General features: G+C 64.7%; 9 protein-coding genes. 5 read left to right on the top strand and 4 right to left on the bottom strand.

Annotation, left to right across the window (positions count from 1 at the left end; genetic code table 11):
- Positions 1–27 precede the first annotated feature (27 nt).
- From NKH54_RS14590 to NKH54_RS14610, 5 genes are all read left to right on the top strand, one after another.
- Positions 28–1,209 carry an arabinose transporter gene (locus NKH54_RS14590; RefSeq protein ID WP_352794481.1) on the top strand — a complete coding sequence of 394 codons (1,182 nt, stop codon included), beginning with the start codon at positions 28–30 and terminating at the stop codon, positions 1,207–1,209.
- A 308-nt stretch (positions 1,210–1,517) separates the two neighbouring features.
- A complete protein-coding gene (locus NKH54_RS14595; RefSeq protein ID WP_353028453.1) occupies positions 1,518–5,606 on the top strand; it encodes a Pls/PosA family non-ribosomal peptide synthetase in 4,089 nt (1,362 codons plus the stop codon).
- Entirely contained in the window at positions 5,606–6,064 is a 459-nt protein-coding gene (locus NKH54_RS14600) for a GNAT family N-acetyltransferase (protein WP_352790350.1), read from the top strand. Before NKH54_RS14595 ends, NKH54_RS14600 begins: the two co-directional genes overlap by 1 nt.
- Positions 6,061–6,729 (top strand): 4'-phosphopantetheinyl transferase family protein, encoded by a 669-nt coding sequence (locus tag NKH54_RS14605; RefSeq protein ID WP_352790349.1) that lies wholly within the window; start codon positions 6,061–6,063, stop codon positions 6,727–6,729. Before NKH54_RS14600 ends, NKH54_RS14605 begins: the two co-directional genes overlap by 4 nt.
- Positions 6,730–6,837: 108 nt before the next feature.
- A complete protein-coding gene (locus NKH54_RS14610; protein ID WP_352790346.1) occupies positions 6,838–7,374 on the top strand; it encodes a dihydrofolate reductase family protein in 537 nt (178 codons plus the stop codon).
- A 43-nt stretch (positions 7,375–7,417) separates the two neighbouring features.
- Here NKH54_RS14610 and NKH54_RS14615 read toward each other — a convergent pair whose 3' ends face one another.
- The 4 genes from NKH54_RS14615 to rsmD form a co-directional block, all read right to left on the bottom strand.
- The gene (locus tag NKH54_RS14615) at positions 7,418–8,278 is read right to left on the bottom strand and encodes a patatin-like phospholipase family protein (RefSeq protein ID WP_023819980.1); all 861 of its coding nucleotides are present in this window, start codon (positions 8,276–8,278) and stop codon (positions 7,418–7,420) included.
- Positions 8,275–9,651 carry a M16 family metallopeptidase gene (locus NKH54_RS14620; RefSeq protein ID WP_023730467.1) on the bottom strand — a complete coding sequence of 459 codons (1,377 nt, stop codon included), beginning with the start codon at positions 9,649–9,651 and terminating at the stop codon, positions 8,275–8,277. Before NKH54_RS14620 ends, NKH54_RS14615 begins: the two co-directional genes overlap by 4 nt.
- A gap of 188 nt (positions 9,652–9,839) precedes the next feature.
- Complete coding sequence (locus tag NKH54_RS14625) at positions 9,840–11,195, bottom strand: M16 family metallopeptidase (RefSeq protein WP_023730466.1); 1,356 nt, start codon at positions 11,193–11,195, stop codon at positions 9,840–9,842.
- Positions 11,196–11,291: 96 nt separating this feature from the next.
- Positions 11,292–11,846 (bottom strand): 16S rRNA (guanine(966)-N(2))-methyltransferase RsmD, encoded by a 555-nt coding sequence (gene rsmD, locus NKH54_RS14630; protein WP_023730465.1) that lies wholly within the window; start codon positions 11,844–11,846, stop codon positions 11,292–11,294.
- Between the last annotated feature and the right edge of the window lie 26 nt (positions 11,847–11,872).

Genomic DNA, 11,872 nt, shown 5'->3' on the forward strand with positions numbered 1-11,872 from the left:
CGAACAGTTGGGCTGCCGATGGCCAAAATGGCGCGGATGTCAGACCGAAATGGCGTCATCGCGGAACTGGTGCCGATCATGGCGGCTGTCTTCGCCGGCTTCCTGCTGATCGGCCTGGCGCTACCCGTCCTGCCGCTGCATCTTCACCAGCAGCTCGGCTTCGGCCCCTTCGCAGTCGGGCTGGTGACGGGCAGCCAGTTCGTCGCCTCGATGCTGTCGCGCATCGGGGCTGGAAACTATGCCGATGGACGCGGCGGCAAGCGCGCCGTCGTCGTCGGCCTCGTTGCCGCTGCCCTTGCCGGGCTATTTTACCTCGGCTCGCTGGCATTGCTCGACCGGCCGGTAGCGTCCGCATCGGCGCTGTTCGCCGGACGGGCGGTGCTGGGCGCGTCCGAGAGCTTCATCATCACCGGCGGCGTCGCCTGGGGCCTCTCCGTTGCGGGCGGACAGAACTCCGGAAAAGTCATAGCCTGGGTGGGCACGGCGATGTTTGCGGCGCTCGCGCTGGGGGCGCCGGTCGGATCTGCGCTTTATGCGGCGAGCGGTTTCACCGCGATCGCGCTCGCGACGATCATCCTGCCGCTGGCGACGCTGCTTGCCATCCTGCCGATGCGCGGCACCAGCGCCGCCTCGGGCAGCGTGCCGCAGTCATGGAGGAGCGTGGCGAAAGCGGTCTGGCTTCCTGGCGTCGGAGCTGCTTTCAGCAGCCTCGGCTATGGTGCTATTCTGGGCTTCGGCGCCCTGCTCTTCGCCGAGCAGGGCTGGCAGCCGGTATGGCTTCCTTTCACGGCCTATGCTGCGTCTCTGATTGTGGCAAGGCTGTGCTTCGGCCACCTGCCCGACAGGCTTGGAGGCGCACGCGTCGCTGTGATCTTCGTTGTGGTCGAGGCGGCAGGGCTGATGCTGATCTGGCTTGCGACCGGGCCTGTTGTCGCCGCAATCGGAGCGGGTCTGACTGGCCTCGGCTACTCGCTGGTCTATCCCGGTCTCGGCGCCGAGGCCGTAAGCCGTCTTCCGTCGCGCAGCCGCGGCCTGGCCATGGGACTCTACACCGTCTTCCTCGACGTGGCGCTCGGCTTCGGCAGTCCGGCGCTCGGCCTGGTCGCCGCGTCGACCGGGCTGCAATTCGTCTTCTTGGCCGTCGCGGCGGCGACGCTTCCGGCGTTGGGCATCGCTCTGCTGCTGGGTCGCCGTAGCGCTCCAAGATAGACAGCTCGCCGGCGTCGTCCGCATGAGGTTCGCTCATATTCTGTTTCCGGGTTGCCACCAACGCTGAAGCCCTCCCCCGCAAGGTGCAGCGAGCGGCCGGCCAAGCTCCCCGCCCAGACACACTCCAGAAACAAAATTCAACAGTTCGGAAAAACCGGCGAAAAGATCGGGTGGCATAAGCTTCCCCGTCGGGATTCCGGGCACTTCCTTTTTGGAAGCCCTCCACCAACAAAATCGCAGCGGCGGCGCAGTGCCTCCTCCAGCGGCGGCACGAACAGCCGGGCGATGCCCGGCGAGGACGAGAAAGTATGGACATGGACTACGATATCGCCGAACTGGACAGCCACGCGGCAACACCGATCGGCGGCCTGCCAGGCATCGATGCGCTGGCACGGATCGCTCGCGGCCCGACAAGGAACGGCCAGGTCCTGACGGGCGCCGACTTTGCCCGGCAGCCGGGTGAGCGGCTCGATACGGTGTTCGAGCAGCTCGCCGTAACGTTTGCCGCACTGCCGGCGGTGATCTCCGAAGGGCGCGTGTGGACCTATCAGGAGCTGAACAGCCGCGCCAACCAGTTCGCCCGCATGCTGATCAAGCACGGCGTGCGGCCGGGCCACCGGGTCGGGCTCATTCTCGACCGATCGGCGGAAACCTATGTCGCGTTGCTGGCGGTGATGAAGGCGGGGGCTGCCTTCGTGCCGCTGGCCACCGCGTTTCCGCAGGAGCGGATGGCGCTGATCATCGAAGACGCCGCCGTCAGCATGATCGTCACCATCGCCGCCTATGCGTCGCGCGCCGGTCAACTGCCCGTTCCGCATGTGCTGATCGACAGCGCCGCCGCCGAGATTTCCGCGCAGTCGCCCGCGCCGCTGAAGCCGCAGGCGGCCGACGACATTTGCTACATCCTCTATACCTCGGGCACCACTGGCAAGCCCAAGGGCGTGGTCATCACGCACCAGAGCTTCGTCAATTTCATACACGTCGCGGCCGCCTCCTACGGCTACCGGCCGGGCGACCGGGCGTATCAGGGCATGACCATTGCCTTCGACTTTTCCTCCGAAGAGATCTGGGTGCCGTTCGTCGCCGGCGCGACGGTGGTGCCGGCACCTGGCCAGATGCCGCTGGTGGGCGAGGAACTGGCGGATTTCCTGCGCCTCCATGACATCACCTGCATGGCCTGCAGCCCGACATTGTTGTCATCGATGACATCGGACGTTCCCAGCCTGCGCACGCTTTTGGTGGGCGGCGAGGCCTGCCCGCACAATCTGGTGGTGCGCTGGTCGAAGCCGGGCCGGCAGATCCTCAACACCTACGGGCCGACCGAGGCGACCGTCACCGCAACGATGGGGGCGCTGACGCCGGACCGTCCCGTCACAATCGGCGCGCCGTTGCCGACTTACTCGATCGTCATTCTCGACGCTTCGCTGCCGCAACTTGCCGAGCCCGGTGAACTGGGCGAGATCGGCATTGCCGGCATCGGGCTCGCCGTCGGTTATCTGAACCGGCCGGACCTGACCGACCAGAAATTCATCGCCGATTTCGTCGGCCTGCCGAACAACCCGTCGCAGCGCATCTACCGCACCGGCGATCTTGGCCGGATCAACGATAGCGGCGAGATCGAGTATGCCGGGCGCATCGACACGCAGGTGAAGATTCGCGGATATCGCATCGAACTCGGCGAGATCGAGGCGGTGCTGCTCGACCAGCCCGAGATCGCCCAGGCCGCCGTGACCACCTGGGAGATCGAGCCCGGCCGCGTCGAACTCGTTGCCTATTACGCGCTTAAAACCGGCGTAGCGGCGGTTTCCCGTGCGGATCTCGCCCAGACGATGAAGCGGCGGCTGCCCGACTACATGGTGCCCGCCTATCTGGAGGAACTGCCTGCCATCCCGATGACCGTCTCCAACAAGGTAGACCTGCGCCAGCTGCCGAAGCCGACGAGCATCCGGCTTTCGGCCGATCGCACGATGGTGCCGCCCGCCAATGAGGACGAGCGTTTCCTGGCGGAAGCGCTGGCCACGGTGCTGAAATTCGGCGCGGTGTCGGTCGAGGATCACTTCTTCGACGATCTCGGCGCCAACTCCTTGCTGATGGCGCATTTCTGCGCGCGCGTGCGCACCAGGAAGGAATGGGCGACGACGTCGATGCGCGACATCTATCTCTATCCCACAGTGGCGCGCCTGGCGCTGCATCTGGGGGTAGCGGAGGAGATGACGACGGCAACCAACGAGCCGGTCCTCACCCGCCGGGCCTCGAATTTCGCCTACTGGACCTGCGGCGCGGCGCAGCTTTCGTTCTACGGCCTCTACAGCTACGTGGCCCTCTGGGCGATCAATGACGGCCTCAACTGGATGTATGACGCGCTCGACGATCCGCTGCAGCTCTATATCCGGTGCGTGGCGCTCTCGGCCGCCGTGTTCTTCGGCATGTCGGGCTTTGCAGTCCTGGCGAAATGGGTGCTCATCGGCCGCTGGAAGGCCGAGGCGTTTCCGATCTGGGGCGTGCGCTACTTCCGCTTCTGGGTGGTCAAGACGTTGATCCGCACCGCACCCGTCGTGCTGTTCCGCGGCAGCCCGCTCTACAGCCTCTATCTGCAGCTGCTCGGCACCAAACTCGGGAAAAACGCCGTCATCGAATCGAAGTCCGTGCCCGTCTGCACGGATCTTATTTCCATCGGCGCCAACACCATCCTGCGCAAGGAATCGATGATCCTCGGCTTCAGGGCCCAGTCCGGTTATATCCACACCGGGCCGCTGACCATCGGCCGCGATGCCTTCGTCGGCGTCGGCTCCACGCTCGACATCGACACCAGGATCGGCAACGGCGCCCAGCTCGGCCATTCGTCCTCGCTGCATCGCGGGCAAAGCATTCCCGACGGCGAGCACTGGCATGGATCGCCGGCGGTGCCGACCACGGCGGACTATTGCAAGGTGCGCAATGTCAATCCTTACCAGGTCCGGCGCTTCCTCTATGAAGCGCTGCAGCTGGTCGGCCTGTTTGGCCTCGTCACCCCGCTGCCGCTCCTGTTCCACAGCTACTGGGAATATGTCGGCGACGACTATCAGGAGACGATCGGCCTTGTCGCAATCGGCACCACGGTCACGCTTTTCGGCTATATCGCGGCGGCTTTCCTGGCAGCGACGCTGGTGCCGCGCCTGACGAGCCTGATCTTGAAGCCGGGCCGCACCTACACGCTTTACGGTTTCCGCTACTGGCTGCAGACCGTCGCCGAATTCGCCAGCAATTCCCGCGTGCTCGGGCTCCTGGCCGGCGACAGCTCGGCGATCGTGCACTACATGCGCGCCATCGGCTGGAACCTCAACAGAGTGGTGCAGACCGGTTCCAATTTCGGCTCCAACCAGCAGCACGAAAACCCGCTTCTGTGCGAGATCGGCACCGAGACCATGGTGTCGGACGGGCTGTTCATGATCAACATGCACAAGTCCGCCTCGGCCTTCAGGCTCGAGCCGACGCGCATCGGCGAGCGCAACTATCTCGGCAACAACATCTATTATCCGCCGGACGGGCGCACGGGCGACAACGTCCTGCTCGGCACCAAGGTGATGATCCCCATCGACGGGCCGTTGCGCGAGAATGTCGGCCTTCTCGGTTCGCCCGCCTTTGAAATCCCGCGCATGGTGAACCGCGACAAGGAGCTTATCGCGGGCGTCGACGAGGCAGACCGGCGCCGGCGCATCCCGTTCAAGAACCGCCACAACCTGGTGACCATTCTTCTGTTCCTGGCAACGCAATGGGTCATGCTGTTCGTCACGCTGGCGATCTGGGACCGGGCGCTGAACTACTATACGGAATGGGCGGAGGTGGCGCTGTTCGCCGCCGTCATCTTGACCTCGGCGATCACCATTCCGTTCTACATTCTGGTCGAGCGGGCAAGTCTTGGTTTCCGCGGCTTGAAGCCGCAGATGACGACCATCTACGACGTCGCCTTCTGGCGCCACGAGCGCCACTGGAAGCTGGCGGATTCGCCCATCGTGCGCCTGTTCGCCGGCACGCCGTTCCGGCCGATGATCCTGCGCCTGCTCGGCGTCAAGGTCGGCAGCCGGGTCTATGATGGCGGCAGCAATTTGACCGAGCGTTCGCTGGTCGAGATCGGCGACGACGTCACGCTCAACGAGGGCTGCGTGATCCAGGCCCATTCGCTGGAAGAAGGCGCGTTCAAGTCCGATTTCATCCGCATCTGCGATGGCTGCACGCTCGGGCCTTCCGCCTTTGTCCACTACGGCGTGGTGATGGGCAAAGGCTCGATGGTCGACGCGGACTCCTTCGTGATGAAGGGCGAAGAGCTGGAGCCCAACTCGATCTGGCGGGGCAACCCGGCCAAGCTGCATCGCTTCGTCGAGCCGCTGCCGGAGGATAGCGTCAAGGCAACGGCTTGATGGGCGCAGACGTCCGTCTCGTTTCGCTGGCTGCGGCCAACCGGGCCCTGGTCGCGGCTCTGGAACTGGCTGCGGATCAGATGGATTTCGTCGCCAGCAATGCGGAGTCGCTGGACGAAGCCGAAACCGACGGGGACGCTCGGCCGCGCGTCGTCATGGCAGGGGATCGCGTCGTCGGTTTCCTGATGTACGAGGCGCCGCAGGACGACGACGAGGCGCGAATCTACCGCTTCATGATCGGTCGCGTCCATCAGGGCCAAGGCTACGGCAAGGCCGCTTTGCGCGAAGTGCTGGATGAAATCATGCGGCTCGGCCACATCAGCCACGTTTCGATCTGCTACGAACCTGGGAATGAAGCGGCACGCCGCCTCTATCGCGCTGCCGGTTTCGTCGAAGAAGGGCCCGACGAGGACGGGGAAATGATCGCCGACCTCGCTCTGCGGGGCGAACAGCCATGACGCGCCGGCTCGATGCCGGTGCCAGCCTGTCGGCGCAGTTGCTGGCGGCGATGGCCGCCATGGCACCGGCCGGCGTTCGGATCGGATGCCGCACGATCCGCGAAGGCGATGAGAACCATTTGCTGCCGCAGGAAGCACGCTCCATCCCGTCACGCCTGCCGCTGATGCGGCGGGCGAGTGGCGCGGCGCGGTGGATCGCGCACGAGTTGCTGGCGGATATGGGCTTGAACGACGTCGCTATCCTCCGCGGCTCCTCCGGCGCACCGGTATGGCCTCATGGAGTAACGGGGTCGCTGGCTCACGACGACGAGATAGCCGTGGCGGCCGTCGCGCCGCTCTCCCACGTCGCCTCGCTCGGCATCGATATCGAGCCCGCTTTGCCCCTGCCCGACGACATCTTCGCGCTGGTTGCAGTCCCCGCTGACCGGATCGACGCAACCGACCCGTATCTTGCCGGTCGCATCCTTTTTGCCGCCAAGGAAGCTGTCTACAAGGCCGCCTACCCGCTTGATGGCGAAGTGCTGGGCTATGAGGACATCACCGTCGATCTCGACGCAAGCGACGCTGTGACGAAGACGGGCCGCAGAGCGAGACTGGTTTACTGCGTTGCTCCGTGTGTGGTCGTTCTGGCGTTTGTCGATGGTGTCCGAAGCGCCCCCCTTTAAGCGCGAATGGGCCAGCGCCCGACAGCTGCTCAACAAAGCGCATTTTTTTCGCAGAGCGGTCGCAAAAGGCTCACGCGGTTCGTCCTTTGACAGAAGAAGGAGAGCGCCATGAGAAACCTTATTGTCACCGAGTTCATCAGCATCGATGGCATCGCCGAGGTCGAGAAGCTGCCCAGCGTGACCTGGAACGATGAGATGCAAAGGTTCAAGGAGGACGAGCTTGCCGACAGCGGGGCCATGCTTCTGGGGCGCACGACCTACGAGATTTTTGCCGGCTCTTGGCCCAAGGAAACCGGAGACTTCGCCGACCGGTTCAATGCGCTGCCGAAATATGTCGCGTCGACAAGCCCGAAGGCACTCGACTGGAAACCGGCCGAGTTGCTGAAGGGTGCGTTGCCGGAAGCGGTTCGGGCGCTGAAGCAAGGCAGCGGCGGCAACATCTATGTGCATGGCAGCCTGAGCGTCGCGCGGGAATTGCTGCGCCATGGTCTGGTCGATCGCGTCAGGCTGCTCAGCTACCCTGGCACCGTCGGCGAGGGCAAGAAGCTGTTCCCGTCCGATATGCCGGTGGCGTTGGAGCCGATCTCGACCGTACAGTTCAGCAATGGCGTGGTGGCGCTGGAATATGCGGCTGGGAAGGTGTGAGACGCTGGTGGTGTAATCTCCCCCTTGGGGGGAGATCGGCAGCTCACCCTGCTTTCTTCCCCCGCTTGCCCTTGCCACGCGCCTCGACCACTCTTTCCACCTCGCGCTTCAGTTCGTCCTTGACCTCGTGCGTCTCGGCAAGCAGCGTGTCGATCTTCATGAAATCGAGCACGCGGTATTTCGACACCGGCGGGCGGATCAGTATGTCGGGGGGGCGCTGGTTCAGCTTGTGGGCGATGATCGACTGCATCATCAATTGCGTGGCGCCGTACATCAGATCGACGGTGGTCGGGTGCTTGCGCTCGGCCTCGCTCGGCGCACCGACGACGTCGATCGCGATGATGATGTCGGCGGCGTCTTCGATGAGGTCGAACGGCACCGGATTGTAGATGCCGCCGTCGATCAGCACGCGGTCGTCGCGCGTCACCGGGCGGAACACGGCGGGAATGGCAGCCGAGGCGGCGAGCGCCGAATGCAGGTCGCCCTCGTCGAAGACGGCCAGCTTGTGACCGAAATAGTCCGTCGCCGTCACCTTCAGCGGGATTTTCAGCTCGGCGAAGGTTTCCGGGATGGCTTCCGGCAGGAACGCCTTCAAGATGCGCTCTATGTTGAACTGGCTGACGCGGATGCCGCCCTGCATCGCCTCGGCGATGGTGCCGGGACGCGAGCGCCACATGCGCGCCGCCACCTCGGCGCGGCGGCCGAGGATCGAGCGGGCGTAGTCCTCGATGTCCTTGCCGCTCATGCCCGAGGCCATGCCGGCGCCCATGATGGCGCCGATCGAGGAGCCGGCGATGGCCACGGGCATGATGCCGAGCTCATCCAGCGCCTCGACGATGTGGATATGGGCGAGGCCGCGCGCGCCGCCGCCGCCAAAGGCGATACCGAAAGTCGGACCTGTCATTTGGCCTCCAGCTTCGGCCCGATGCTCATGATCGCGGGCGCCGGCGTCAGCAGCTTCTTCGCCGCTGCCTTGACCTGATCGAGCGTCACGCCGTTGATGAGCGCCGCGCGGCGCTGCACGTAGTCGATGCCGAGATTGTCGAGCTGCAATTCCACCAGGGTCGCGGCAATGGCGCTGGAAGAATCCAGATTGCTAATAGCATAGGAGCCGACCATGTATTTCTTGGTCGCGTCCAGCTCGGCCTCGGTCGGCCCCTCCTGCGCCATCTTCTTGACCACCTCCTTGACGATGGCGAGCGTCTCGGCGGCGCGGTCGGAACGCGTCGCCGTGGTGATGATCAGCGCATTGGAATGCTGGTGGTCGACCAGGTTGGAATCGACGGAGTAGGCCAGGCCGCGCTTTTCCCGCACCTCGTCATAGAGGCGCGAGGTGAAGGTGCCGCCGCCGAGAATCTGGTTCATCAGCACCGCGGGGAAGAAATCCGGCGCATCGCGCTTCACACCGGGGTAGGCAAACTGCAGCGAGGTCTGCGGCAGGTCGTAGTCGACCTCGAGCTGCTGGCCGAGCTTCAGCTCGGTATCGGCAACCGGTTGCAGCACCTGCTTTTCCGGCAGATCGCCGAAGACCTCATCGAGCTTCCGCTTCAGCGTCGCGGCGTCGATGTCGCCGACCACCGCGACATGCAGGCCGCTGAGGGCGAAATTGGCCTTGTGGAAGGCCGCCAGATCCGCCGCCGTGACGGTGGCAATGCTGTCCTTGGTGCCCTGGTCGGGCCTGGAATACGGATGGTCGCCATAGATGGCGCGCAGCCATTTGGTTTGCGCGACGGTGTTGGGGTCACGCTCATTGGCGATGATGCCGGACAGGATCTGGGCGCGGATGCGGTCGATCGGCGCCTGGTCGAAGCGCGGGCTGGTGACCGCCAGCCTGAGCAGGTCGAAGGCCGCATCCTTCTGCTCGGCCAGCATCCGCATCGCGCCATAGGTGCCGTCGCGCGCCGCTTCGAAGCCCATCTCTGCGCCGGCATCGTCAAGCTTGATCTGGAAGGCCTCGCTGTCGAGGTCGCCGGCGCCCTCGTCGAACAGGCCGGTCATCAGATTGACCAACCCTTCCCGCCCCGCCGGATCCTGCGTCGAGCCGCCATCGAAGACGAAGCGGATGGCGATGATCGGAATGGAGTGGTCCTCGACCAGCCAGGCATTGACGCCCTTTGACGAGGTCACCGGTTGGATGTCCATCGCGTGCGCGGCAAGCGCCGGCAGGATGAGGAAGAAGATGCCGAGGAACAGTGTGGCGAGGGCGTGGAGAACCGCGATGCGCCTATCAGCAATCGCATCAGGCCATTGATCGCCAAGGTCAGCTCCGCCCCTCATCGCGCTGCCGGGCACTTCTCCCCGTATAGTGACGGGGAGAAGGGGTCTCGCCGCGACGCTGGCGCTCTTCTTACGACGCTGATGGTTGGCGAAATCGGCGATGACAGCGCCCCTCTCCCCGTCACTATACGGAGAGAGGATGCCGGCAGGCAGGTGAGGGGCAGCGCCAATGCTCAATCTCGTCATCATCAATTCCCCGCCTGTTGCTGCGGCAAGAGATAGCCGGTCGTCGTACGGTCGAGCAGCAGATAGCGTGCGGCGACCGCCTTGATCTCATCGGCGGTGACCTTGCGAATGCGGTCCGGCCATTCCTCGATATCCCTGACGTTGCCGCCGGTGGCGAGCTCGGCGCCGTAGAGATTGGCCATCTCGTCCTGCTTGTCGCGGGCGAAGATCATGGCCCTGATATAGCGGGCCTTGGCCTTCTCCAGCTCGTCGGCGGTGACGCCGTCCTTGACGATGCGGGCGATCTCGGCCTCGACGGCCGCCTCGACGTCGCTCAGCTTGGCGTCGCCGCGCGGCGCGCCATAGACGGTGAAATTGGTGGCGTCGAGCATCGTACCCTGGAAGAAGGCGCCGGTCGCCGATGCGATGCCTTGCTTGACCACGAGTTGCTGGTAGAGCCTGCTGCGGCTGCCGCCGCCAAGGATCTCTCCCAGCAGGTCGAGCGCCTCGGCCTCGCCGGGTTTTGCCGTGTGGTAGGACGGAACCACCCATTGCGTCGAAAAGCTCGGCACCGAAACGCGCCCATCGGTGAGCGTCACCGTGCGCTTGGTGTTCTGCTCCGGCTCGACCGGGCGGATGCGCAGGGGCAGGTCGGGACCGCGCGCGACCTTGCCATAGGTTTTTTCGGCCAGCGCCTTCACGACCTCCGGCTCGACATCGCCGGCCACGATCAGCACCGCATTGTTGGGCCGGTAGTATTTGTCATAGAAGGCAACCGCATCGGTGCGGTTCAACTGCTCCATCTCCTGCATCCAGCCGATCACCGGAATGCGGTAGGGCTGGTTCTGCCAGAGCGTCGCGTCGACCTCTTCGTCGAGCACCGCCTGCGGATTGCTGTCGATGCGCGAGCGGCGCTCTTCCAGGATCACGTCGCGCTCGGTCTTGATGACCTCGTCGGTCAAGATGAGGTTGCGCATGCGATCGGCCTCGAAGCTCATCATCTCACCAAGTGCCGAGGGCGCCACCGTCTCGTGGAAGGCAGTGTAGTCATATGAGGTGAAGGCGTTGTTGGAGCCGCCGATGGCCGATATGGCGCGGTCGAACTCGCCCGCGGCGTGGTTGGTCGTGGCCTTGAACATCAGGTGTTCGAAGAAGTGCGCTATGCCGGACTTGCCTGGCGGCTCGTCGGCGCTGCCGATCTTGTACCACACCATATGGGTGACGATGGGGGCGCGATGATCGGGAATGACCACCACCTCCATGCCATTGTCGAGCAGGAAGTTGGCCACCTTGCCATCATCCGCGGCCAGGGCCGGGCCGGCCATGGTCAGCGCGGTGGCGAGCAAGGCTCTCCGCAGCCATTCAGTATGAAATGTCATTGATGGCTCCGGTTGTTATCGCGCGACGATAGGCAAGGTTAGCCGGGGAGGCAAAGTGAATTGTGCGTCATTTTGAAGGCGCCGATCGCCCCACCCTTACGCAAGCTCGACGAACCGGATCACCGTCTCGCCGTAGTTTCGTTCATCAAGCACCGAGAATTCCGGCCCAATCTCGAAGGGCGCCGAGGCGGCTTCCTCGACCACGCACAGCGCGCCTGGCAGCAGCCAGCCGCCATCCCTGGCCGAGCGCAGGGCGCGCTCGCCAAGGCCCTTGCCATAGGGCGGATCGGCGAAGACCAGGCCGAATGCCGCAAGCGTACCGGCCTCACCCAGGGCGGTCGCGTCGCGGCGGAAGATCTTGGTGCGGCCGGTAAGGCCAAAAGCTTCGACATTGGTGCGGATCAGGCCGCGCCCTTCGGCCGATTCTTCGATAAAGACGCCATAGGAAGCGCCGCGCGACAGCGCTTCGAGGCCGAGAGCGCCGGTGCCGGCGAAAAGGTCGAGCACACGCGCGCCGTCGAGCTTGTCGGCAAAGCGGTGCGCCAACACGTTGAAGACGGCCTCGCGGGCGCGGTCGGTCGTCGGGCGGATGGCATGGTCGCGCGGCGTCGCCAGCGGACGCCCGCGAAATTGGCCGCCGACGATTCTCATTTATTCCCGGGTCTCATTTAAGGCCG

Origin of the sequence: Mesorhizobium sp. M1004 (genome assembly GCF_040318795.1) — a bacterium.
Classification (GTDB): Bacteria; Pseudomonadota; Alphaproteobacteria; order Rhizobiales; family Rhizobiaceae; genus Mesorhizobium.

Excerpts from the sequence above, each read along its gene's own strand:
- NKH54_RS14625 (WP_023730466.1), bottom strand. The coding sequence starts at position 11,195 with ATGACATTTCATACTGAATGGCTGCGGAGAGCCTTGCTCGCCACCGCG.
- NKH54_RS14595 (WP_353028453.1), top strand. The coding sequence starts at position 1,518 with ATGGACATGGACTACGATATCGCCGAACTGGACAGCCACGCGGCAACA.
- rsmD (WP_023730465.1), bottom strand. The coding sequence starts at position 11,846 with ATGAGAATCGTCGGCGGCCAATTTCGCGGGCGTCCGCTGGCGACGCCG.
- NKH54_RS14620 (WP_023730467.1), bottom strand. The coding sequence starts at position 9,651 with ATGAGGGGCGGAGCTGACCTTGGCGATCAATGGCCTGATGCGATTGCT.
- NKH54_RS14605 (WP_352790349.1), top strand. The coding sequence starts at position 6,061 with ATGACGCGCCGGCTCGATGCCGGTGCCAGCCTGTCGGCGCAGTTGCTG.
- NKH54_RS14600 (WP_352790350.1), top strand. The coding sequence starts at position 5,606 with ATGGGCGCAGACGTCCGTCTCGTTTCGCTGGCTGCGGCCAACCGGGCC.
- NKH54_RS14615 (WP_023819980.1), bottom strand. The coding sequence starts at position 8,278 with ATGACAGGTCCGACTTTCGGTATCGCCTTTGGCGGCGGCGGCGCGCGC.
- NKH54_RS14610 (WP_352790346.1), top strand. The coding sequence starts at position 6,838 with ATGAGAAACCTTATTGTCACCGAGTTCATCAGCATCGATGGCATCGCC.
- NKH54_RS14590 (WP_352794481.1), top strand. The coding sequence starts at position 28 with ATGGCGCGGATGTCAGACCGAAATGGCGTCATCGCGGAACTGGTGCCG.